This is a genomic window from Oricola nitratireducens (assembly GCF_014904745.1).
In the GTDB taxonomy this organism is placed as follows: Bacteria; Pseudomonadota; Alphaproteobacteria; order Rhizobiales; family Rhizobiaceae; genus Oricola; species Oricola nitratireducens.
Genome location: NZ_JACZCS010000044.1, coordinates 22,589 through 45,433 on the forward strand (window position 1 = coordinate 22,589; position 22,845 = coordinate 45,433).

The following is a 22,845-nucleotide window of genomic DNA, read 5'->3' on the forward strand; positions in this document are numbered from 1 at the left end:
ACGAGGAGGACAGGCATGGATCCGGGACGGCTAACCCAGGCCGGCGCGTGCGAATGGCATATCGAGCCGACCGGCAAGATGAACGTGCCCGCGGTGCTCTATGCCGACGAAGAGCTGATCCGCGGCATGGACGACAAGGTCTTCGAGCAGGCCTCGAACGTGGCGATGCTGCCGGGGATCGTGCGCGCCTCCTATGCCATGCCGGACGCGCATTGGGGCTACGGCTTCCCAATCGGCGGCGTGGCGGCCTTCGATGCCGCGGCGGGCGGTGTGGTCTCGGGGGGCGGCGTCGGTTTCGACATATCCTGCGGTGTGCGCAGCATGCTGACCAATATCGACGCGGACCGCATTCGCGCGCATCAGCGCGAACTGGCCGATGCGCTGTTCGAGAAAGTGCCGGCGGGAGTCGGCTCGACCAGCGCCATCCACCTGACCGACGAGGGTCTCGACGAGATGCTCGCCGGCGGCGCGGAATGGGCCGTGCGATCAGGCTGGGGCGAGATGCGCGATCTCGACCGCATCGAGGAGCGCGGACGGATGCGTGGCGGCAATCCCGGCTACATCTCGCCACGGGCTCACAAGCGCCAGCGCCACGAAATGGGCACGCTCGGTTCCGGCAACCACTATCTGGAAGTCCAGCAGGTCACCGAAATCCACGACGCGGAGGCGGCGCGCGGTTTCGGCCTTTCGCCGGAGCACATCGTGGTCACGATCCATTGCGGTTCGCGCGGGCTCGGCCACCAGATCGGGACGGAGTTCCTCGCCGAGATGGCCGCGGAGGCGCCGAAGCAGGGCATCGATCTGCCGGAGCGGGAACTGGCCTGCGCGCGGCTCGATTCCGACCTCGGCAAGCGCTATCTCGGCGCGATGTGGGCGGGGATCAACTGCGCGCTCGCCAACCGGGAGATCATCGGCCATTTCGCGCGCGAGGTCTTCGCGCAGGTCTTTCCCGACGCCGAGCTAGACCTGCTCTACGATGTCTCGCACAATACCTGCAAAATCGAGTGGCACGCGGTCGACGGAGTGGAAAAGGACCTGTTCATCCACCGCAAGGGCGCGACACGCGCCTTCGGACCGGGCCATGACGACCTGCCCGCCGCGCTAAAACCGTTCGGCCAACCGGTGCTGATCGGCGGTTCGATGGGCACCGGCTCACACATTCTCGCCGGCACGGCGACGAGCGAGGCGAAAGCGTTCTCGTCGGCCTGCCACGGTGCGGGACGCAGGATGAGCCGTCACCAGGCGCTGAAGAACTGGAAGGGCCGGCAGGTTGTGGACGACCTTGCGGAACGGGGCATCATCGTGCGCAGCCACACATCGCGCGGTATCGCCGAGGAGGCGCCGGGCGCATACAAGGATGTCGACGCGGTGGTCGACGCTGCGGAGAAAGCAGGGCTGGCCCGCAAGGTGGCGCGGCTGGTTCCGCTAATCTGCATCAAGGGCTGACTTTACCGGAGCACGCTTTTCGGTTTTGCTGGCGCAGCGTCACACATGCGGCGCGAACCACATCAAACCGGGACGCCCGCCATGCCGCTTTCCCCCTCGCAGCGCCTCGCCCGCCTCAAGGAACGCCTGTCGGAACTGGGCTGGTGGCGCGAGCGCGAGCAGGCGCCGGTCACCGGCTGGACCTTCGACGGCGAGCCGATCGAGACCGGCGCGCCATGGCCGCGGCATGACGGGGTCGTGAAATTTGCCGCGGAGGCAGAGGTTCCCGCCGACTGGCCGCTCGCCGAGACGCGGCTGATCCTCGATCTCGGCGGCGAGAGCCTCGTCACCCTGATATATCCGGAAGGCGAGCCGGCTTCCTACGGGCTCGATCCCAACCACCAGGAATTCAGGCTCCGCGACGGCCGTGTCACGATCCATGCCGAGAGCGTCGCGCGCCTGCCCTTCGGCCAACCGGTGCGCGCGCCCCGCCTCAACGCCGCGCGGCTCGCCCGGATCGACCTGCCGGTGCATCGCCTGCACCTACTGCTGAAGCAGGTCGCCGAAGCGATCGAGGCGCTGGGCGAACACGAGGCCGTGCCGCACCTGATGGAGGCCGGCGAGACGGCGCTGCGCAGCCTGCACTGGCCGTCGGACACGGAAAACTACGTCGCGCGCACGGCGCCGTCGCGCAGACAGCAGACGATCTGGCAATTGCCGGAGCTGAAAGACGATCCCGACGGGTTGGACGACAATGCACGGGCAAGCGTGGCGCGGGCGCATGACACGCTCGTCGCGACGCTTGCCGGATTGAGAGAACGCTTTCCGCCGCAAGGCAAGGTGGCGCTGACCGGCCACGCGCATATCGATCTCGCCTGGCTGTGGCCGTGGGACGAGACGCGGCGCAAGATCCGCCGCACCTTCCACACGGCGCTGGCGCTTCTGGACTCCTCGCCCGATTTCACCTTCAACCAGTCGACGGCGGCCTATTACGCGCAGCTGGAGGAGGACGATCCGGCGCTGTTCGAAAAGGTCAGGGTGCAAGCCAGGCGGGGCCGCTGGGAAACCGTCGGCGGCATGTGGGTCGAGCCCGACACCAACATGCCGACGGGCGAGAGCCTGGCGCGGCAGATACTCTACGGGCAACGCTATTTCGAGAAACATTTCGGCGTGCGGCACACGGTCTGCTGGTTGCCCGACTGTTTCGGCTTCTCCGGCGCGCTGCCGCAACTGCTGAAGCAGGGCGGCATCGAGCATTTCTTCACGATCAAGCCCAACTGGTCGGAAACGAACACGTTTCCGCACGACCTGTTCTGGTGGGAGGGCATCGACGGCTCGCGGGTCCTCGCGCACATGTTCGACAATCCGATGGAAGGCTATAACGGTTTCGTGCGGCCGGACTGCATCGTGCCGACATGGAAGAATTTCCGCGGCAAGACGCGCCACGACGAGACGCTGCTGGCGGTCGGCCATGGCGACGGCGGCGGCGGCGTGACGCCGGAAATGGTGGAGCGCGAGGTCCAGCTGCGCGGCTTTCCCGCCCTGCCGGAAGCGCGATGGGGCCGCATCGACGACTTCTTCGAACGGGCGCGCGACGGCGAGCCGGTGCGCGGCTACCCGGTCTGGTCGGGCGAGATCTATCTGGAACTGCATCGCGCGACGCTGACGACGCAAAGCGCGGTCAAGCGCAAGCACCGCAGGGCCGAGCGGGCGCTGATCACGGCGGAAACCCTCGCCGGTTACGCGGCGCTGATGGGCGCGGACCAGCCGATGAATCTCGAACCGGGATGGCGGATCGTCCTGAAGAACGAGTTCCACGACATCCTGCCCGGCTCCGGCGTCGCCGAAACGGCAAGGGATGCCGAAGCCGAACTCGACAAGGTGATTCATCTCGGCCAGACCGCCCAGAAGGCCGCGATGTCGGCAATCACCACGCATCTGCCTAAGGGCGACATCGCCAATGCGCATGTCGTCGCCAATCCGTCGGCAGCGCCGCGGCCGCTCGACGTGGCTCTGGCGAACGGGCACCGATACGCGACCGCCGACACGGTTCCGGCGTTTGGCGTCATGGTGTTCGACGCGGATTTTCCGATGCCGGCACCCGGCCTCAACGTCACCGCCAACACGCTGGAAAACGCCGCGCTGAAGGCGGTGATCGGCGCCGACGGCACGGTGACGAGCCTGATCCACAAGGAGACCGGACGCGAGGCGCTTGCCGGGCGCGGCAACCAGCTATGGGCCTATCCGGCGGACAAACCGCGCGCCTGGGATGCTTGGGACATCGAGGAAGACTACGCGGAAGGCGGCGAAGAGGTGACGGAGGTCCGCTCGATCGAAATCGCCGAGGGAGGGCCGCATCACGGTGCGATCCGCGTCATCAAGAGATGGCGGCACTCGACGATCAGCCAGACCTATTCGCTTGCGGCGAACGGCAGGCGGCTCGACATCCGGACCGAAATCGACTGGCACGACCGGCGGGTGCTGCTGCGCACGGTCAATCCGGTCGCGGTCTTCGCGCGCGAGGCAACATTCGAATGCGCCCTGGGCGTGGCGATACGGGCGACGCATGCCAATACTTCGTGGGAGGCGGCGCAGTTCGAGGTTCCGGGGCACCGGTTCTGCGACCTGTCGGAGCCGGGCTTCGGCGTGGCGCTGCTCAATGACGCGAAATACGGCTACAGCGCCAAGGGCAACGTTCTGGGACTCAGTCTGGTGCGCGGCCCGATCTGGCCGGACCCTCTCGCCGACGAGGGACAGCAGGAGTTCACCTATGCGCTCTATCCGCATGGCGGCGACTGGCACACGGGCGGCGTGCGCGAGGAAGCCGAATGGCTGAACCAACCGCTGGTCATCCACAAGGCGTCAGGGCTTGCCGAGCACAGCGCGTCGCTGATAGGAACCGACGGCATTCGCGCGGCGCTGTCGGCGCTCAAGCCGGCCGAGGACGGCAAGGGGCTGATCCTGCGTGTCTACGAGCCGGCCGGCGGGCGCGGCGACTTCTCGGTCTTGCTGCCGGAAGGCTGGGCGGCGAGCGGCGCGCTCAATCTGATGGAAGAGCCGATGGAGCGCGACCGCCCCTTCGACCTGATGCCGTTCGAGTTGCGCAGCTGGCGGCTGACGCGGAGCTGACACGCAATAAGAAGCGGGCGGCCCCGAAGGACCGCCCGCCTCGAACTTTCACGGCGCATATTGCGGCCCTTAGAGGCCGGTACCGATCTGGCTGCCGATATAATCGAATTTCTGATTAATGGCCGTGCCGACCGTCGTTGCGCCCGTGATGATTGCAACGGCAATGAGGGCAGCGATCAGGCCATATTCAATGGCTGTCGCACCCGACTCGTCTTTCAAAAACCGTACAAACATGCCGCGCTCCTAAGTATTGTTTCCCAGCTATGCCGCCGGCAAATGCTTATTGTTTTTCATGCCGGAATTTCTGAAGCATAGTCTGCACGTCTTAGTTCCCGCTTAAGGAAGACGGTTGCCAAACCCTGAACGCGAAAAGACGGATTCAACCGGATTTCAGGGCTCCCGAACGGCTTTTCCCGGCTGTTTCTTCATGTCGCCCCAGACCACCTGCTTGTAGTCGAAACCGTATGTCAGCGTCGGCTTGACGATCTCGAAATAGGGCGAGAGGTCGAAGTCGCGCGGCGTGAACAGCGAGTGGTGGCGGATATGCAGGATCTCGGCGCGCGAATAATCGGAGGCGGCGCCGGCGCGGCCGGGCGCCAGCGTGATTTCCGGCAGGATCGGATAACGGATCTCCTGAAACGCCTGGGCGATCAGCGTGGAGCAGATGGCGCGCGTCGGATCGCCGGATCCGAACTGGATCATGCGGCGGCGCCAGCGCACCGGGACAGGCGGCGCGGGAAAGAAATAGCGCAACATGTCGAGGATGTTCTTGTTGTCGTATTTCAGGCCGATGCGGGAGATCATGAAATCGACCACCGCCTGGCGGTCCTGCGGGGTGAGGCCGGAGGCGCGGCAGATGCGGGTGTTGTAGCTGGCGTATTTATCCAGCGGCACGGCCTCGCAGCCGGTGCCGAGATTGACCTCGATCAGCCGTTTCGCCCTGCCGTCGCCGTCCGCCGCCTCGAGCGCGTCGCCGACATAGAGGGCGGCATGGCTCCAGGTCGACTGGGTCAGATACTTGATCGCGGCGGAAATCCTGCGGTTGCCCTCGACGAGCAGGATGTCGGCCGGAAGCAGCGTGCGGTAGAGGGTTTCGGGATCGGAAGGCGTGTAGGGCCGGTAACCGGAGGATTCGGCCTGAAGCCGGCCCGCCATCCAGCGTCCGATGCGGTCGAGTGTCGTGTCTTTCGTTTCCATCGCGCGCCCGTGTCGAAATCCCGGCAAAGGTCACAGGAAGAGCGCGGATTTTCAAGCCGCAGGGAGCCGAATTGACAGCATCGTGCGGAGGGTGTGAAGGCTCTATATGCCGGCGGCTTCGCGATAGAGCGCGGCGATGCGGCTGCGGACCATGTCGCCATCATCGCGCAGAAGGTTCTTCACGATCACGCCCACCTCGTCGTGCAGCCGCTCCGACTGCGCCTTCATCGCCACGCGCAGCATGGCAATCTCGGCTGGGCTGCCGATCGTCTCGGGCTCGGCGGCGATCAGTGCGTCGAGGGCGGCGAGATCGTGGTCGTCGCCAAGCGCCTCGCCCGCCCGGTCGGCGATCTCGGCGCGCGCCGCCATTTCGCCGGGCCAGACCGGACGCAGCAGCAGGACATGCATCCAGTGATACTTGATGCGTTTCCTGAGATCGTGCCAGTCGGCGGGTTCGCCCGTCTTCCGGGCCGTTTCCAGCGCCCTGACCGCGCGGGCGTAGTTCTTCGCCGCGCCGCCGGCGACGACGGCGACCGCCTTGTCCGGCTTGTCGGGCAGCGAAAGCTCGTCCAGCGCCGCGATCCCCTGCTTGCAGCCGGAGATCGCGGCCAGGATGCTGGCTGAAAGGTCGGTTTCCGCCGTCGCGATATGATCGCGGCGCGCCGCCAGGCGGTCGCGGATGGCGTCGAGCACCGTGCGCACCTCTTCCGAGGTCTCGTCGGCGACCAGGCGGTTCAGGGCCTCGACCAGCGCGGTTGCGTCGCGCACGGCCGACAAGGTCCTCGCGATATCGCGGATGCGGGCGTTTTCGCGGGCGCAGAATTCCGGCGCGGCGTCGCGCACCAACCGCAACAGGCCGCGCAGGCGCTTGAAGCATTTGCGCGCGTCGTGAACCGCCTCGTCGCGCCCGCCGCGCTCGTGATAGAGGATGTCGATCGCCTTTTCGTATTGCGCCCGCGCGATGCGAACCGCTTCGCGGGTCAGCGGCTTTCCGGGCCGGATCCTGTAGCTCATGGGCGCGCTTCCGCCGGCAGGCCATGGATTGCCAGCGTGGCATTCGACCAGGCGCTGTCGCCCGTCACCTCGCGGCCGAGCCAGTCGGGCAGGGTCGGGGTGTCGGTCTCGGACTGCATTTCGACTTCGGCGATCACCAGCCCCGCAAGGGCGCCCTCATAGGCGTCGATCTCCCAGACGAATCCGTCCAGCGAAATCGTGTAGCGGGTCTTTTCGACCAACCGGCCGCGGCTTGCCTCGACCATCCGGCGGGCGTCATCGAGGGGAACCGGATATTCGAACTCGTCGCGCGACATCCGCGACAGGCCGAATTTCACCGTCAGCCGGGCATGCCTGTTGTCATAAATGCGGACCCTGACCGAGGTGTCGCCGTCGAGGGCGACATAGGCCTGGAGAATATGCCGGGTTGTTTCCGGCGCTTCGCGCCAGCCGTCGCCTTCAACCAGGAACTTGCGTTCGATTTCCAGGGCCATAAGACATCCTTCTCCGAAAGGGCGAATCTTTGCAACTTCGGGCAAGTGTGGCGTTCCGTCGCTTGACTGGCGGCGGCCTCCGATTAAGTTTAGAACAATTCTAAAAAATGGATTCCCTCACATGCTTCATCGCTTTTTCCCTTCCACGCGGCGCGACTTCAAGTCCCTTTCGGAACAGGAAATCCTGGCGCTCGCCATTTCGTCGGAAGAGGACGACGCGCGCATTTATCTCGCCTATGCCGACGGGCTGCGCGACGACTATCCGAACTCGGCAAAAATGTTCGAGGAAATGGCGGAAGAGGAGAGCGTCCATCGCGCACGGCTGATCGAATTGCACAAGAAGCGCTTCGGCGACCGCATCCCGCTGATCCGGCGCGAGCATGTGCGCGGATATTACGAGCGCAAGCCGGACTGGCTGGTGCGTCCGCTCGGACTTGAAAAGGTGCGCGCGCAGGCGGCCGAGATGGAAGCGCAGGCGCACCGGTTCTACCTGAGCGCGGCGCAGCAAAGTGGAGACGCCGACACGCGCAAGCTGCTCGGCGAACTGGCGATTGCAGAGGCCGGCCACCAGGCGACCGCGGAGCGGCTCGAACAAAAGCACGTGCCCGCGGATGTGCGCGAGGAGGAGGGCCAGCGCGAACGGCGCCAGTTCATCCTGACCTACGTCCAGCCCGGCCTTGCGGGCCTGATGGACGGTTCGGTGTCGACGCTGGCGCCGATCTTCGCGACGGCATTCGCGACCCAGGACACCTGGACCACGTTCCTGATCGGGCTCTCGGCGTCGGTCGGCGCCGGTATTTCGATGGGATTCACGGAAGCGGCGCATGACGACGGCAAGATTTCCGGCCGCGGCTCGCCGGTCGCGCGCGGCTTCGCATCCGGCATCATGACGGCGCTCGGCGGTCTCGGCCATGCCCTGCCCTATCTGATCCCGCATTTCTGGACCGCGACCACCATCGCGGCCATCGTGGTCGTCGTGGAATTGTTCGCGATCACCTGGATCCAGAACCGGTTCATGGACACGCCGTGGATGCGCGCGGCGATGCAGGTCATCCTGGGCGGCAGCCTCGTCTTCGCCGCCGGCATCCTGATCGGCAACGCCTAGGGGGAGCGCCTCACCTTCGCCGTAAAGCCGGGCTCAATTCCGCCTCGCAACGGGAGACGGTCACAATGAGCATACGCACGGCACTCGGCGGCCTCGGATTTGTCGCGCAGGTCGCGGCGATCGTTTTCATCACGAAGTCCTTCGCCTTCGCGCAGGTCTACATTCCGTCTGAGAGCATGGTGCCGACGCTGGAAGTGGGCGATCGTCTTATCACCGACAAGACGGCCTATGGCTGGTCGCGCCACTCGCTGCTCGTCGATCCGCATGTTTCGTTTCCCGGCAAGGAAGGCCGCCTGTTCGGGCGCCTGCCGAAACGCGGCGACGTCGTGACCTTCACCCATCCGCGCACCGGCGAGACCCTGATCAAGCGCGTCATCGGCCTTCCCGGCGACCGGATCGCAATGAAGAACGGACGGCTGATCATCAATGGGAAAACCGTCGAACGGGATTTCAAGGGCGACTATTCCTACCGCCAGTACAGGGGCGGATCGGTCGCCGTACGGCGCTATGACGAACACCTTCCCGGCGGCGAGGTTCACGAGATCATCGAACAGACCGACCACGGCTATGCCGACAACATGGCGGAGGTGACCGTGCCGCCGGGGCATATCTTTTTCATGGGCGACAATCGCGACAACTCGGCCGACAGCCGTTTTGCCGAACTCGGTTTCGTGCCGGAGGAAAATATCCAGGGCCAGGCGCGCCTGATCACCTATTCGCTGCATGATTGCCGGCCGGAACCCGGTCTGGCTTGCGCGCCGCGCCGCTTTCTCAGCCCCATCGACTGATCCGGTTCAACCGGTCCCGCGGCGCGGGTAATCGCGCATAAACCATGACGGCAGAAATGCCGTTCGGCATGGCCCGCTGCGACGAAAAGACCCGAATTGCGCGCAACGCGTTCATGCGGGATTCATATAGTACATGTTATATATGTTCAGGAAGGGACCGGAGGCGGAAGCCCTCCATTTCAGGAACCAGGACAAATGGCCCTCATCAGGACATTCGGAAACAGGCTGACGACGATCCGCAATTTCATCTGGCCGGACTATCGGCCGGAACGATATTACATGCGCGGACCGGGGCCGGCCTGCGCTCGCCGGCATCCGCACGGCTGATCGTTCGATCGCGAACGCGGCAGATCGGGCTCTGCCCGACTTGCGCGTGCGCTGACCGCCGATGACCGGCTGCCTGCCCCTCTAACACCACGGATCATGCGGCATCTTTCTTTCGTCCAGCCAGGGGAAGGATTTGTGCCAGGGAAAAGACTTCCTGACCTCACGTTTCGCCTGCCGGGGCGAGACGCCGATGTCGCGCAATTGCCAGTCGGCGAGATCGGACAGGTGACGGCGCGACCTGCGCTTTCGACGCCAGAGGCGCAGCCAGTGGACAATCCGCGCCGTTATCTGCGCGCGGCGGGGCAGAACACCGCGCCTGCGGGACATGGCGGACCGGACAGCAGAATCGGACATGGGAGGGCTCCGTCGGCAAGCGTTTCGGTTGCCGGACGCTAGGCTGTCCGTTGGCAGCGACGTTTCGATCGCGATGGAAGCATCAGCGGAAAAATTGCGCTAATTTCTCTCCATGACGCTGACAACCGACATCTCCGGCCCCAACATCGCCCGTCTGGCCGCGCTTCTGGCCGATCCGGCGCGCGCGCAAGTCATGCTGGCGCTGATGGACGGGCGGGCGTTGACGGCAGGCGAACTGGCGCAGGCGGGCGGGGTCAGCCCGCAGACCGCAAGCTCGCATCTTTCCAAGCTGATCGACGGCGGCCTGCTGGCGGTCGCCAGCCAGGGGCGGCACCGTTATTACAGGATCAGCGGCCCGGACGCCGCCCACCTGGTCGAGACGCTGAGCGTCTTGTCGGAGGAAGAGCCGACGGCGCGGATCCGGACCGGCCCGCGCGACGCGAAGCTACGCACAGCCCGGATCTGCTACGACCATCTCGCCGGATCGATGGGCGTGCGGCTTCTCGACGGGCTGCTCGCGAATGGCGCGCTCGCCGGCGACGATAGCAATGTCCGCCTGACGGCAAAGGGCGAGCAGGTGTTTTCGGACTTCGGCGTCGATCTCGGCGCGCTGAAGCGCAAGAAGCGCCCGCTTTGCCGCGCCTGCCTCGACTGGTCGGAGCGCCGGCCGCATCTGGCCGGAAGCATCGGCGCGGCGCTGCTGGACCGGTTTCTCGACGAAGGCTGGATCCGGCGCGAGAAAGGCTCGCGGACGCTGATTGTCTCGACGGAAGGCCTGCGGCGATACGAAGGGCTTGTCAGGCGGTAATGCCGCCTATTTGACGGAGCCGACGACGGTCTGGTCGGGCATCTCGATCGACACCCAGTGGCCTGCGTGAACCTCGGACTGGCGCTTCAGATAGGTATAGGGCGTATCTTTCCACAGCATGACCTTGCTGGTCAGGTTGTCGAGGATGAAGTCGCCCTTGTCGGTGCGCACGGTCAGGACGGCGTGGCCCTCCCCGTCGGGCTTGCGCACGACGGTGATCAGCAGGTCGGATGGCGACAGGCCCTCATTCATGAGGAGCTCGCGCTTCAACAGGACGTAGTCCTCGCAGTCGCCGGCTCGGTCCGGGAACGTCCAGACCTCCTCCTTGCCATAGATGGAAAGATCGCTCTTCGGCTCGATCACCATGTTGACGGTGGCGTTGATGTTGAGGATTTCATTCCAGTTGGCTGGATTGAGCTTCAGCGGCGCGTGGCTTCCCTTGATCGGGTTGCACTCGTCGCGATAGACGCGGCAGAAGTCGTAATGACCGATCGGCTGGGAGGTGAGACCACCGGTGATCATGCGACCGGCCGCACTGGCCGGACCGGGCGAAACGGCAGAAATCATTGCTGCCATGGCGAAAGCCGACACAAACCGAACCACCCGGAACTCCCCTCAACGCATACCCACAAGGTTAACGAAAGGTTAACCGGCAACTCGGATTTGCACAACGGGAGGAAACGCAAAGCTCACAGTATGGTTACCGTGGAGCGCGACAGGATGTGGAAAACAGGACGGGCGCCGCGCGAGACGTTCATCGTTTCACGGAATCGATGAACGCCTCCAACTGTTTGATTTCACGCGATTCCGGACGGAAAACCGGTTTCCGCTTTTCCCGGATTTGCTCCGAGAGCGCCCGTCCCCGAATAATCCGTCAATGACGGGTCGAATGCGTCAGGCCGCGTCGGTTCGCTTGCCCGAGCTGGCCGCGAAACGCGAGCGGGCGCGCATGAAATCGAGCATGCGCGGCGCGATCTCGGTGCGGAAGCGCGAGCCGTTAAAGACGCCGTAATGGCCGACGCGCGGCTGTTCGTAATGCATCTTCATCGCATCGGGAATGGACGAGCACAAAGCATGGGCGGACTTCGTCTGGCCCCGCCCGGTGATGTCATCGTTCTCGCCCTCGATGGTCAGCATCGCGACGCGGCGGATCGCCGCCGGATCGACCGGCTCGCCGCGATGCGTCATGGTCCCGTTCGCAAGGGCGTGCTTGATGAAGACGACGTCGACCGTCTGGAGATAGAACTCGGCGGTCAGGTCCATGACGGCGAGATACTCGTCATAGAAATCGCGGTGCTTCTCGGCGGAATCGCCGTCGTCGCGCACCAGATGCATGAAGAAATCCTTCTGCGCGATCAGGTGGCGGTCGAGGTTCATCGACATGAAGCCGGTCAGTTGCAGGAAGCCCGGATAGACGTTGCGCATGAAGCCCGGATTGGGGAACGGCACCTGCATGATGGCGTTCTTCTCGAACCACTCGATGTCCTTTTCCTCGACGAGGCGGTTCACGGCGGTCGGGTTGCAGCGGGTGTCGATCGGGCCACCCATCAGCGTCATCGACAGAGGCACGTTGGGATCGTCGCGGCCCTCCATCAGGGCGACGGCGGCAAGTACCGGCACCGAGGGCTGGCAGACGCCGACGATATGGGTCTCGGGGCCGAGCAGATGCAGCATCTCGACCACGTAGTCGATATAGTCGTCGAGATCGAAACTGCCGTCCGCGAGCGGCACGCTGCGCGCATCGATCCAGTCGGTAATGTACACATCGGCATCCGGCAGCAGACGCTCGACCGTGCCGCGCAGCAGCGTCGCATAGTGGCCGGACATCGGCGCGACAAGAAGGACCTTGGGATCCTGGGGGCGCGGTTCGGAAAGCCGGCGCTGGAAATGAATCAGATTGCAAAACGGCTTGGACCAGACGATCGTTTCGTCGACGTCGACGGTTTTGCCGTCGATCTCGGTCTGCGGCAGTTCGAAGGCCGGTTTGCCGTAACGGCGCGTGGTACGCTCGAAAACCTCGCACCAGGCGGCTGCCGTGCGGCCCGCCCTGGTCATCGAAATCGGGTTCAGCGGATTGCGGTAAAACAGGCGCGTGGCGTCCACCGCGGCCCGCCATGGCTGCATCAGCGCGTGGTTCATTTCATAGAGATGGTAGAACATCGCCTGCCTGCCTTTCTGTCCGGGCCGGCAAACCGACGCGGCACGCATTCTCTGCGGACGGAAAAGTTAACATGTATAGTGTGCAATGCAACATGTTCCGTACGTATACACTACGGAAGTTGCATAAAAGATTCGCCGCATATTCACAATTTGCGGATCATCAACACCCTGTCGCCGATTTCGGCCCCGGCGGGCACTTCCAGTTCGAATTGCCTGCAGATCGCTTCCGGAACGGCAGCCGGATCGACGGCGAGAAAGCCCCGGCGGGCGTAAAAAGGCGCGTTGAAGGGCACGTCGCGGAATGTCGACAGCCCGATAGCGGTGTGAAACGCCCGTCCGGCGCGCTCGATGATGGCGTTCAGGAGCGCCGTTCCGATGCCGCGGCGCATGACATCCGGCTCCACCGACAATTCCTTGAGCCAGTATATGCCGCCGATCTCGCCGGCGACGGCGAATCCGAGCAGGCGGTCATCGCCGTCAGCGGCCACGACGGCGGTGTTGGACGACACGAAATCGGCGAAATCGTCACGGGACGACGGCGTTTCGGCGACCTCGGGAAATCCGTGCCTTGAGAACAGCTTCGCGGCCCGCGCCTCCAGCGCATGCAGGCCGGGCAGGTCGTCCGCCTTCAGTTCGCGGACGAGGAACCCGCGCGGCAAGCGCGGCGCAATCAGGCTTCGACGCCCTCGACGACGATCAGTTCGCCGTCGGCGATCTCCTGGCGGATCTTGCGCGCGGCGGCATAGGCCGGCGAATTGTAGCAGGCGAGCGCCTTTTCGAAGCTTTCGAACTCGACCACGACATTGCGCGGCCGACCCTCGCCCTCGACAGCGTCACATTTGCCGCCGCGTACGAGGAATTTCGCGCCATACTCCTTGTAGGCCGGCATCGCCGTGGCGACGTAATCCTTGTAACGCTCGGGATCGTGCACGGTGACGCGGCCGATCCAGTATCCCTTTGCCATGATGTCCTCCGTCAGGCTTCGCCCTCAGCGGGCGGATTCGATTTCTTCGAGAATTGCGAGCGCTGCTTCCCTGCGGTCCGGGGCGGCGACGATGGGGCGGCCAACAACGAGGTGGCTGGCGCCGGCGGCAATCGCGTCGGCAGGCGTGACGACACGCTTCTGGTCGCCGGCGGCGGCGCCCGCAGGCCGGATGCCCGGCGTGACGACGGCGAGATCCGGGCCGACGATGTCGCGCACCGCCTCGGCCTCGGCCGCCGAGCAGACGATGCCGCCCATGCCGGTTTTCGCCGCCTGGCGGGCGCGCTTGAGAACCAGCGTCGTGGCGGTGTCGTGGTAACCGGCGTTCGACAGGTCGGTGTCGTCCATCGAGGTCAGCACGGTAACACCGAGCAGACACAGGCCGGAGCCCGCGGCGGCCTCGACGGCGGCGGCCATCGCCTTGGGATAGGCGTGGATGGTCAGCATCGAAACGCCGGAGCGGGCGATCGCCTCGACGCCCTTGGCGACGGTGTTGTCGATGTCGAGCAGTTTCATGTCGAGGAAGACGCGTTTTCCCGCGCGCACCAGCTCGTCAGCGAGGTGCAGGCCGCCGGCGAAGGCGAGCTGGTAGCCGATCTTGTAGAAGCCGGCGGCGTCGCCGAGATTTTCGACGATCGCAGCCGCCTCGAGCACGGTCGGGACATCGAGCGCGACGATGAGCTGATCACTGGCGGTGCGGTTGGTCATAACAGTCCCTGCCATTCTTCCACGGTGGTCCAATCGCACAGCAAACGGCGGCTCACAAGATCGAAGGCGAAGAGATTGCCGCCGCCGGGTGGCTGATCCTCGCCGCGTGCGATCACGCGGCCGCCGAGACGGCATTTCAGCAGCGTTCCGACGGCGCCGTGGCCAACGAACAGCAGCGGAACCGAGGGATCGTGGGTGTCGAGGACCTTTCCGACCGCGGCAACGATTCGCGCCTGCGCGTCGACCGCGCGCTCCCAGCCGCGAAAACTCAGGTCCGGCGCGGCGAAGAACCGGTCGGCCGCCGCCTCGAATTCCGTCGGCGGCAGGAAGCCGGTCGCCGCGCGATCGTTCTCGCCCATGGCATCGACGATTTCGACCGGAACGCCGGCGGCAGCGCCAAGAATCACGGCGGTTTCGCGCGCCTTGGCCTCGGCACTCGACACGATACGGCCGATCCCGGCGATCCAGGGCGCATCGCACACCGCCTCGATCCGGGCCCTGCCCTTGCCGCTGAGACTCCAGTCCGGCACCGGTTTCGCCGGATCTATCCCGACCTGCGGATGGGTGAGGTAGACAGCGTACACTGCGTCAGCGCCCGCGGCCGGGCGTGCAATATTCGATCAGCGCCTTGCAGGTCCTGTCGAGCATCGCCACCTGGCGCTCTTCCGTCGGCATGCCGTCTTCGCCAAAGGCCGAGGCCGCGCCGAAGATCGACACCTGCTCGGAGACGACCTGGGTTCCGACATTCATCATGACGGCGCGCAGGTGATAGAGGCAGCGGATGCCGCCGAGACGGCCGTCGGACGCGGCGCCGAGCGCCACCGTCAGCCCGGCAAAGGCCCGGATGCGGTGCTGGCGGTCATGGTCGACCAGGCTGACCCAGTCGATGGTGTTCTTGACCAGCGGCGGGATGGAGGCGTTGTATTCCGGGCTAGCGATGAACAGCGCGTCATGGGCCTCCAGGAGGCGCGCCAGCTTCAGCGCGTTTTCGGGAATGCCCTCGTCTTTCCTGAGATTTTCGTCGACAAGCGGCAGCGGATAATCGGCGAGATCGATCAGCGTGACGTCCGCTTCCATCAGCGCCAGCGTCTTGGCGGCCGCCTGGGCCAGTTGCCGGTTGAAGGAGCCGATGCGGATCGATCCGGCGAAGACGAGGATTTTCGGTGTCTGCACTGGTCCCGCTCCGTTGAAGCTACGCGCCACCCGGAAGCCGGGCGCTTTCCCGGCGGCCGAACGGTATTCCAGCCGGCAACCGCAACGGCGTCAAACCTTGCGGCGATAGACCCAGACGCGGGCGGGCGGCAGGTTGCGGAATATCCACGAAGAGCGCGTGACGGCAAATTCCCGCTCGTCGACGGGAACCGGCGGCAGAATGCCGTAGGAAAATTGCACGAATGGCCGCCCCGGCGCCACGGCGTCCATGGCCGCGTTGAACAGTTCAAAACGCTTTTCCTTCGGGAAATTGAGCAGCGGCAGGCCGGAAATCACGCAGTCGAAACGGTTCGGCGCGTCCGTCTTGAAGGCGGCATCGAGCGCGGCCTGAAAATTGAAGGCATCGCCCTGCAGGAAATGCGCGCCGGGAAATTTTTCCTGGAGATGGCGGCAAAAAGGGGCCGAATATTCGATCGCATAGAGGCGGTCCGCCGGCAGGCCGGTGTTGAAGATCGCCTCGGTGATCGCGCCGGTGCCGGGGCCAAGTTCGAGGACCGGCAGGCCGGAGGCCGTATCGATATTGGACGCGATCAGCCGGGCCGTTTCCTGATGCGTCGGCGCAATTGCCCCGACCGCACGCGGCGCTCTGATGACGGTTCCGAGAAATTTGACCTGATCGACAAATCGCGCCTTGATCACCGTCTTCCGGGACAGTTTCACCGGTTTGGGTTGCAGGGCGGGTGGATAGCCGTCAGTCGCCAAGGTCGAAAAATTCCTTCATGCGGGTGAAGAACCCCGTGGACTGCGGATTGTTTTCCGTCGCCGAGATAGAGTCAAACTCCTGAAGCAGTTCGCGCTGGCGTTTCGACAGGTTTTGTGGCGTTTCCACGGTAATCTGGATGTAGAGGTCGCCCATCTGGGCCTGGCGCAACACCGGCATGCCCTTGCCCTTGAGGCGGAACTGGCGGCCGGACTGGGTGCCTTCCGGCACCTTCACGCGCGCATAGGCGCCGTCCATGGTCGCGACCTCGAACTGGCCGCCGAGCGCGGCCTTGGTCATCGAAATCGGCACCTTGCAGTAAAGATCGGAGCCGTCGCGCTGGAAAAACTCGTGCGGCTTGACGGAAATGAAGATGTAGAGATCACCCGCCGGACCGCCGCGGAAACCGGCCTCGCCCTCGCCGGCGAGACGGATGCGGGTGCCGTCCTCGATGCCGGCCGGAATGTTGACCGAGAGCGAGCGCTCCTGGATGACACGGCCCTCGCCGTGGCAGTTGGTGCAGGGGTCCTCGATCGTCTGGCCGCGGCCGTTACAGGCCGGACAGGTACGTTCGATGGAGAAGAAACCGGAAGCGGCGCGGACGCGCCCCGCTCCGCCGCAGGTCGAGCAGGTGACCGGCTCGGAGCCCGGCGTGGCGCCGGAGCCGGAGCAGACCTCGCAGGTGATCGACGACGGCACGCGGACCTGCGCCGTCTTGCCGGCATAGGCTTCCTCGAGCGTGATTTCCATATTGTAGCGCAGATCCGCGCCACGTTCGCGGCCACCGCCCCTGCGGGAGCGTCCGCCGCCCATCATCTCGCCGAAGATATCCTCGAAAATGTCGGAAAAACCGCCGGCCGCGCCAAATCCCGCGCCCGCGCCGCCCATGCCGCCATTCTCGAAGGCGGCGTGGCCGAAACGGTCGTAGGCCGCGCGTTTCTGCGGGTCCTTCAGGGTCTCGTAGGCCTCGTTGACTTCCTTGAATTTCGCTTCCGCGTTCTCGTCGCCCGGATTGCGATCCGGGTGGAACTGCATGGCAAGCTTGCGGTAGGCGCTTTTCAGCGCCTTTTCATCCGCCTCGCGCGAGACCCCGAGCGTTTCGTAAAAATCGGCCTTGGCCATGGTCTGCCGCTATCCCCTCAACGGAATGTCCTCCCGCGCCGGGCGCGGGAGGAACTGGCTTTCATCGCCGGATCAGGCAGATTTCTTCTGGTCGTCATCGTCGTCGATTTCCTCGAAATCGGCATCGACAACGTCGTCGTCCTTGGCCGCGTCGGAGGCGGCGTCAGCCTCGGCGGCGGCCTCTTCCTCGGCCTGCTGGGCCTCGTACATGGCCTGGCCAAGCTTCATGGCGGCCTCCGAGAGCGTCTGCGTCCTGGCCGTGATGGCCTCGGCGTCCGGCGTCTCGGCACCAACGGCTTCCTTCAGGTCGGCGATCCCGTCCTCGATGGCCTTGCGGTCCTCGTCGGAAATCTTGTCGCCATAATCCTTGAGAGACTTCTCGGTGGTGTCGATCAGGCTCTCGGCATGGTTCTTGGCCTCGACGGCGGCGCGGCGCGCCTTGTCGGTCTCGGCATTGGCCTCGGCGTCCTTGACCATCTTCTCGATCTCGTCGTCGGACAGGCCGCCCGATGCCTGGATGCGGATCTGGTGCTCCTTGCCGGTGCCCTTGTCCTTGGCCGAGACATTGACGATGCCGTTGGCGTCGATATCGAAGGTGACCTCGATCTGCGGCACGCCACGCGGCGCCGGCGGAATGCCGACGAGATCGAACTGGCCGAGAATCTTGTTGTCGGCCGCCATTTCACGCTCACCCTGGAAAACCCGGATCGTCACCGCGTTCTGGTTGTCCTCGGCCGTCGAGAAGGTCTGGCCCTTCTTGGTCGGGATCGTCGTGTTGCGGTCGATCAGGCGGGTGAACACGCCGCCGAGCGTCTCGATGCCGAGCGACAGCGGCGTGACGTCGAGCAGCAGCACGTCCTTGACGTCGCCCTGCAGGACGCCGGCCTGGATGGCGGCGCCGAGCGCGACGACCTCATCCGGGTTCACGCCCTTGTGCGGGTCCTTGCCGAAGAACTGCTTGACGACTTCCTGAACCTTGGGCATGCGTGTCATGCCGCCGACGAGGACGACCTCGTCGATTTCGCCGGCCTTCATGCCCGCGTCCTTGAGCGCTGCCTTCATCGGTTCGATGGTGCGGTTGACGAGATCCTCGACGAGGCTCTCGAACTTGGCGCGCGTCAGCTTCAGCGTCAGGTGCTTCGGACCAGACGCGTCGGCGGTGATGAAGGGCAGGTTGATCTCGGTCTGGGTCGAGGACGACAGCTCGATCTTCGCCTTTTCAGACGCCTCCTTGAGGCGCTGCAGGGCGAGCTTGTCGTTCTTCAGGTCGATGCCCTGGTCCTTCTTGAACTCGGTCGCGAGATAGTCGACCAGGCGCATGTCGAAGTCTTCGCCGCCGAGGAAGGTGTCGCCGTTGGTCGACTTCACCTCGAAGACGCCGTCGCCGATCTCGAGGACGGAAACGTCGAAGGTGCCGCCGCCAAGGTCGTAGACGGCGATGGTCTTGCCTTCGTTCTTGTCGAGACCGTAGGCGAGCGCGGCAGCGGTCGGCTCGTTGATGATGCGCAGGACTTCAAGCCCGGCGATCTTGCCGGCGTCCTTGGTGGCCTGACGCTGGGCGTCGTTGAAATATGCGGGAACGGTGATGACGGCCTGTTCGACCTTCTCGCCGAGATATGCCTCGGCGGTTTCCTTCATCTTCTGAAGGACCATGGCGGAGATCTGCGACGGCGAATATTTGTCGCCGGAGACTTCAACCCACGCGTCGCCATTGCCGCCCTCGACGATCTTGTAGGGCACCATCTTCTTGTCTTTTTCGACGGTGGGATCGGAGTAGCGGCGGCCGATCAGGCGCTTGACGGCAAACAGGGTGCCTTCCGGGTTGGTGACCGCCTGGCGCTTGGCCGGCTGGCCGACGAGGCGTTCGCCATCATCGGAAAATGCCACCATGGACGGCGTGGTGCGCGCGCCTTCGGAATTCTCGATGACCTTGGCGTCCTTGCCGTCCATGACGGCGACGCAGGAGTTGGTCGTTCCAAGGTCGATACCAATAACTTTTGCCATTTTATTACCTCTCCTAAGCAGACCGCCCGGACCCGTTCCGGCATTCCATCAGCGGTCCCTGTTTCCGGATTTACTTTCGTCGCCGCAGGACATGCGTCGGCGTTGCGGCGTATATAAGAAGCGGATTTTGCGCCTGCAAGACTGCAAGCCGCGCGAAAATCGACGCTTTCACCGGAAAGTTCCACAGTTCGGGGCCACGGCCCGCCATCCGCCGCACCGTGAGGTTCGGGCAAGGTCATGCCGCCATGATGGGTTTCCCACCCTATCCGCAGGAGCAGACCCGTACCAAAACGATGACCGTCCAGTTTTCTTCCGTCGACCAGGCCTTGCGCAAAGCCAAAATCCTGACCAGGAAGGGCACCCTCGGCGAGGCGCAGGCAGCCTATCGGTGGGTGCTCGAAAATTTCCCGAACAACAAGCGCGCCATCGACGGGCTGGCTGCGCTGCACGTGCCGCAGGCCCGCCCGAAGGCGCAAGCGCTGACGCAGGAAGAGGCGAACGGCCTTCTGGCGCTGTACAATCAGGGGCAATTCGGCGACGCGCTCACTCAGGCCAACAGGCTGGTCGCCCGGCATCCGAACGTGCCGTCCCTGCATCACCTGCAGGGCGCGATCCTGGCCGCGCTCGGCGAGACGCAGCAGGCGATCGGGGCCTATCGCCGGGCCGTCGCGCTCAGGCCGGAATTTCCGGAAGCGCTGATGCATCTCGGCGACGCGCTGAACGCGACCGGCCAGCCGGGAGAAGCGGTGCCAGTGCTGCAGAACGCCGTGGCGCAGAAGCCGGACTTCACCGAAGCGCACAACGCGCTCGGCAACGCGCTAACGGCGCTCGGGCGGTTCGAGGACGCGGCGACGCATTACCGCCGCGCGATCCGGATCGACCCCGGCTGCGCAGCCGCGCACAACAATCTCGGCACAGCCCTGAACGGGCTCGGCGACGCGCAAGGCGCAGTGGAGAGCTACCGCGCCGCCATCGCAGCAAATCCCGATTTCGCCGGGGCGCACAGCAATCTCGGGCTGGCCCTGACCACGCTCGGGCAGGCAACGGAAGGCGAGACAAGCTGCCGGACGGCGGTCGGCCTCGCGCCGGACAACGCGCAGGCGCATGTGAACCTCGCGCGTGCGCTCGACGCGCGCGGCGAACACGACGCGGCGATCGAGAGCCTGGAAACCGCCATCGGCCTTGCTCCGAAGCACCTCGGCGCACACAACAATTTGCTGGATATCCTCGACCGGCTGAACCGGGTCGATGCGTTCCGCGCGGCGCTGCAACGGGCGCGCGCGGCCGTCGGCGAAGCCGATCCGCGGATCTTGTACCGGATCGCGCAGCTTGCCGCGCGCGACAAGGATCAGGCGACGGCGCGGCTGTATCTCGAAAAGATACCCGAAGACGGCCATTCGCCGGCGATGACGGAAGGGCGGCTGACGCTGCTCGGCAAGAGTTGCGACAAGCTCGGCGACGCCGAGGCCGCGTTCCGGGCTTTCGCGGCGGCCAACGATTTCGTCGCGTCCCAGCCGGCGGCGCGCCAGTGCGATCCCGTCCGCTACCGGCACGACATCGAAGCGCTGACGGCGTCGTTTGCCGCGGTCAGCGAAAAGCCCTGGCAGGACGAACCGTCGAAAGGCCGGTCGTCACCGGCATTCCTCGTCGGCTTTCCGCGCTCCGGCACGACGCTGCTCGACACGATCCTGCGCAGCCACCCGGATATCGCGGTCGTCGAGGAAATGCCGATGGTCGCGCGGATGAAGGGCCTGATCGGCGGCGCCGCCGGCTGCGACCGGCTGGAAGCGATGACGCGTGATGAAATCCGCACGCTGCGCGAGGCCTATTTCGCGGAACTCGACAAGCATACGGGCGACGGGGAGCGAACCGTCATCGACAAGCTGCCGCTGAACATCATTTCCGCGGGGCTGATCCACCGCGTCTTCCCGGACGCGAAATTCATCATGGCGCTGCGCCATCCCTGCGACTGCGTGCTGAGCTGCTACATGCAGAGCTTCCGGCTGAACGACGCGATGGCCAATTTCCTCGACCTGGAATCGAGCGCGACGCTTTACGACCGCGTGATGCGGCTGTGGTCGGCCTATCGCAACGTGCTGCCGCTGGACGTGCAGGAAGTGCGCTACGAGGAACTGATCGGCGATCTCGAAGCCACGGCGAGGCCGGTGCTGGCGTTCCTCGGCCTCGAATGGAACGACGCGCTGCTCAATTACCGCGAGACCGCGCTGGCACGCGGCCACATCAACACACCGAGCTACAATCAGGTTACCGAAAAACTCCACCGGCAGGCTGCCGGGCGCTGGGAAAACTACCGCGCGCAACTCGAACCGGTCTATCCGCTGCTCGACTCCTGGGCCAGGACGTGGGGCTACTGAGCATGGCGGCGACGCTCTCGGTGGACCAGGCGCTGCGCAAGGCGAAGTCGTTTGCCCGAAAGGGCGCGGCCGGCGAGGCGGAAAGGCTTTATCGCTCGGTGCTGGACCGGTTTCCCGACAACAAGCGCATGGTGACCACCGCGAGTTCGGCGCAGGTGCGCGAGAAGCTCCATTCCGGCAGATCTAAAGCCTGGCGGAAATACGAGAACCATCTCGGCCCGCTGATCGAGGGACTGGGATGAGCCACCTTCAGAACAGGATCTGAAGCCGCGCCGTGCCCCAGAGAATGTGCCAGACAAGGTAGTAGACTATGCGGAAGGCAAAGGCGGTCACGAAGCCATAACGGCGATAGAGTACCAGCAGCACGATGCTGAACAGCGTCAGATGCGCGAGCATGAAGATCTCGAGCGCCACGACCGACCCGGTGCCGAATATCCCGGACGCCTGAAAGACCGGCTCGACGAGCGCGGCGACCCCGATCGCCACCCACACGATCCGGCCTGACGGCCTGGCGCCGGTCACGAGACGCGCGGCCAGGAGGACGAGCGAAAGCGGCACGAGGTGAAACGCGGTCTCGGCCACGTAGCCCATCAACGGATAGAACAGGAATGCCTGCGGCGGCGCGACATTTATGCCGGGCGGGAATTTCCATGTCAGGTCGGCGATGACCGTCGGGACCGCGAGGACCGGCGCGGCAAGGGCGGCGACGACGAAACCCCGGTGCAGGGTTCCGGCGCGCAGCGGGTGGAACGCATCCAACGCGCGCAACGCGATGTGCGCGACCGCCGCGACGGCCACGACGATCAGCGTTGCCGTCACCGGCGGGATCGGGCCGAAAAAATTGGCGAAGGGGACGGCGGGATCGCCGGCCAGCGCCGCTGCCGCGACGACGGCGCAGATCGAAAACACCGCGATGACGACAAGGTCCAGACGATTGCGCGATGTGGGTTCCAACGAGGCGC

The 22,845-nt window shown here is 64.9% G+C and carries 23 protein-coding genes; 7 read left to right on the top strand and 16 right to left on the bottom strand.

Annotated features, from left to right (window positions below):
• The first annotated feature begins 15 nt into the window (after positions 1–15).
• Together IG169_RS19265 and IG169_RS19270 are read left to right on the top strand one after the other, a co-directional pair.
• On the top strand, positions 16–1,446 hold the full coding sequence (locus tag IG169_RS19265; protein WP_193177887.1) for an RtcB family protein: 1,431 nt from the start codon (positions 16–18) through the stop codon (positions 1,444–1,446).
• 81 nt (positions 1,447–1,527) lie between these two features.
• Positions 1,528–4,554, top strand: coding sequence for an alpha-mannosidase (locus IG169_RS19270; RefSeq protein ID WP_193177888.1), 3,027 nt, complete (start codon positions 1,528–1,530; stop codon positions 4,552–4,554).
• Positions 4,555–4,623: 69 nt separating this feature from the next.
• Here IG169_RS19270 and IG169_RS19275 read toward each other — a convergent pair whose 3' ends face one another.
• The 4 genes from IG169_RS19275 to IG169_RS19290 all read right to left on the bottom strand — a co-directional run bounded on the left by IG169_RS19275 (position 4,624) and on the right by IG169_RS19290 (position 7,238).
• Positions 4,624–4,788 (bottom strand): Flp family type IVb pilin, encoded by a 165-nt coding sequence (locus IG169_RS19275; protein ID WP_193177889.1) that lies wholly within the window; start codon positions 4,786–4,788, stop codon positions 4,624–4,626.
• 156 nt (positions 4,789–4,944) lie between these two features.
• Positions 4,945–5,751 carry a C40 family peptidase gene (locus IG169_RS19280; RefSeq protein WP_193177890.1) on the bottom strand — a complete coding sequence of 269 codons (807 nt, stop codon included), beginning with the start codon at positions 5,749–5,751 and terminating at the stop codon, positions 4,945–4,947.
• Positions 5,752–5,853: 102 nt separating this feature from the next.
• Positions 5,854–6,765, bottom strand: coding sequence for a CHAD domain-containing protein (locus IG169_RS19285; protein WP_193177891.1), 912 nt, complete (start codon positions 6,763–6,765; stop codon positions 5,854–5,856).
• The gene (locus tag IG169_RS19290) at positions 6,762–7,238 is read right to left on the bottom strand and encodes a CYTH domain-containing protein (RefSeq protein WP_193177892.1); all 477 of its coding nucleotides are present in this window, start codon (positions 7,236–7,238) and stop codon (positions 6,762–6,764) included. The genes IG169_RS19285 and IG169_RS19290 overlap by 4 nt, the downstream gene beginning before the upstream one ends.
• A 121-nt stretch (positions 7,239–7,359) precedes the next feature.
• On the opposite strand from IG169_RS19290, the gene mbfA reads away from it, so the two are divergent.
• Positions 7,360–8,343 carry an iron exporter MbfA gene (gene mbfA / locus IG169_RS19295; RefSeq protein WP_193177893.1) on the top strand — a complete coding sequence of 328 codons (984 nt, stop codon included), beginning with the start codon at positions 7,360–7,362 and terminating at the stop codon, positions 8,341–8,343.
• Positions 8,344–8,408: 65 nt separating this feature from the next.
• Positions 8,409–9,131, top strand: a complete 723-nt coding sequence (gene lepB / locus IG169_RS19300; RefSeq protein ID WP_193177894.1) for a signal peptidase I — start codon at positions 8,409–8,411, stop codon at positions 9,129–9,131.
• 408 nt (positions 9,132–9,539) lie between these two features.
• Here lepB and IG169_RS19305 read toward each other — a convergent pair whose 3' ends face one another.
• Positions 9,540–9,812, bottom strand: coding sequence for a YjiS-like domain-containing protein (locus IG169_RS19305; RefSeq protein WP_193177895.1), 273 nt, complete (start codon positions 9,810–9,812; stop codon positions 9,540–9,542).
• A gap of 112 nt (positions 9,813–9,924) precedes the next feature.
• Between IG169_RS19305 and IG169_RS19310 the strand changes: the two genes are divergently transcribed.
• Positions 9,925–10,620, top strand: coding sequence for an ArsR/SmtB family transcription factor (locus IG169_RS19310; RefSeq protein WP_193177896.1), 696 nt, complete (start codon positions 9,925–9,927; stop codon positions 10,618–10,620).
• A gap of 6 nt (positions 10,621–10,626) precedes the next feature.
• On the opposite strand, the gene IG169_RS19315 is transcribed toward IG169_RS19310, so the two are convergent.
• The 10 genes from IG169_RS19315 to dnaK form a co-directional block, all read right to left on the bottom strand.
• Positions 10,627–11,142: a transglutaminase-like cysteine peptidase gene (locus tag IG169_RS19315; RefSeq protein WP_246717460.1), complete on the bottom strand. Its 516-nt coding sequence runs from the start codon at positions 11,140–11,142 to the stop codon at positions 10,627–10,629.
• 372 nt (positions 11,143–11,514) lie between these two features.
• Positions 11,515–12,780 carry a polyhydroxyalkanoate depolymerase gene (locus tag IG169_RS19320; protein ID WP_193177898.1) on the bottom strand — a complete coding sequence of 422 codons (1,266 nt, stop codon included), beginning with the start codon at positions 12,778–12,780 and terminating at the stop codon, positions 11,515–11,517.
• 143 nt (positions 12,781–12,923) lie between these two features.
• Positions 12,924–13,439, bottom strand: a complete 516-nt coding sequence (locus tag IG169_RS19325) for a GNAT family N-acetyltransferase (RefSeq protein ID WP_193177899.1) — start codon at positions 13,437–13,439, stop codon at positions 12,924–12,926.
• A gap of 11 nt (positions 13,440–13,450) precedes the next feature.
• A complete protein-coding gene (locus IG169_RS19330; RefSeq protein ID WP_193177900.1) occupies positions 13,451–13,744 on the bottom strand; it encodes a DUF1330 domain-containing protein in 294 nt (97 codons plus the stop codon).
• Between the two features lie 24 nt (positions 13,745–13,768).
• Entirely contained in the window at positions 13,769–14,470 is a 702-nt protein-coding gene (pyrF, locus tag IG169_RS19335) for an orotidine-5'-phosphate decarboxylase (protein WP_246717461.1), read from the bottom strand.
• A complete protein-coding gene (locus IG169_RS19340; protein WP_193177902.1) occupies positions 14,467–15,054 on the bottom strand; it encodes a histidine phosphatase family protein in 588 nt (195 codons plus the stop codon). Before IG169_RS19340 ends, pyrF begins: the two co-directional genes overlap by 4 nt.
• A 4-nt stretch (positions 15,055–15,058) precedes the next feature.
• Complete coding sequence (locus tag IG169_RS19345) at positions 15,059–15,643, bottom strand: NAD(P)H-dependent oxidoreductase (RefSeq protein ID WP_193177903.1); 585 nt, start codon at positions 15,641–15,643, stop codon at positions 15,059–15,061.
• 90 nt (positions 15,644–15,733) lie between these two features.
• Positions 15,734–16,384, bottom strand: a complete 651-nt coding sequence (locus IG169_RS19350; RefSeq protein WP_210326107.1) for a class I SAM-dependent methyltransferase — start codon at positions 16,382–16,384, stop codon at positions 15,734–15,736.
• On the bottom strand, positions 16,374–17,504 hold the full coding sequence (dnaJ, locus tag IG169_RS19355; protein ID WP_193177904.1) for a molecular chaperone DnaJ: 1,131 nt from the start codon (positions 17,502–17,504) through the stop codon (positions 16,374–16,376). The genes IG169_RS19350 and dnaJ overlap by 11 nt, the downstream gene beginning before the upstream one ends.
• 72 nt (positions 17,505–17,576) lie before the next feature.
• Positions 17,577–19,508, bottom strand: coding sequence for a molecular chaperone DnaK (gene dnaK, locus IG169_RS19360; RefSeq protein WP_193177905.1), 1,932 nt, complete (start codon positions 19,506–19,508; stop codon positions 17,577–17,579).
• A gap of 245 nt (positions 19,509–19,753) precedes the next feature.
• Between dnaK and IG169_RS19365 the strand changes: the two genes are divergently transcribed.
• Positions 19,754–21,883, top strand: a complete 2,130-nt coding sequence (locus IG169_RS19365) for a tetratricopeptide repeat-containing sulfotransferase family protein (protein WP_193177906.1) — start codon at positions 19,754–19,756, stop codon at positions 21,881–21,883.
• A 2-nt stretch (positions 21,884–21,885) separates the two neighbouring features.
• Positions 21,886–22,125: a hypothetical protein gene (locus IG169_RS19370; RefSeq protein WP_193177907.1), complete on the top strand. Its 240-nt coding sequence runs from the start codon at positions 21,886–21,888 to the stop codon at positions 22,123–22,125.
• 7 nt (positions 22,126–22,132) lie between these two features.
• On the opposite strand, the gene IG169_RS19375 is transcribed toward IG169_RS19370, so the two are convergent.
• Positions 22,133–22,837 (bottom strand): hypothetical protein, encoded by a 705-nt coding sequence (locus IG169_RS19375; protein WP_193177908.1) that lies wholly within the window; start codon positions 22,835–22,837, stop codon positions 22,133–22,135.
• Positions 22,838–22,845: the final 8 nt, after the last annotated feature.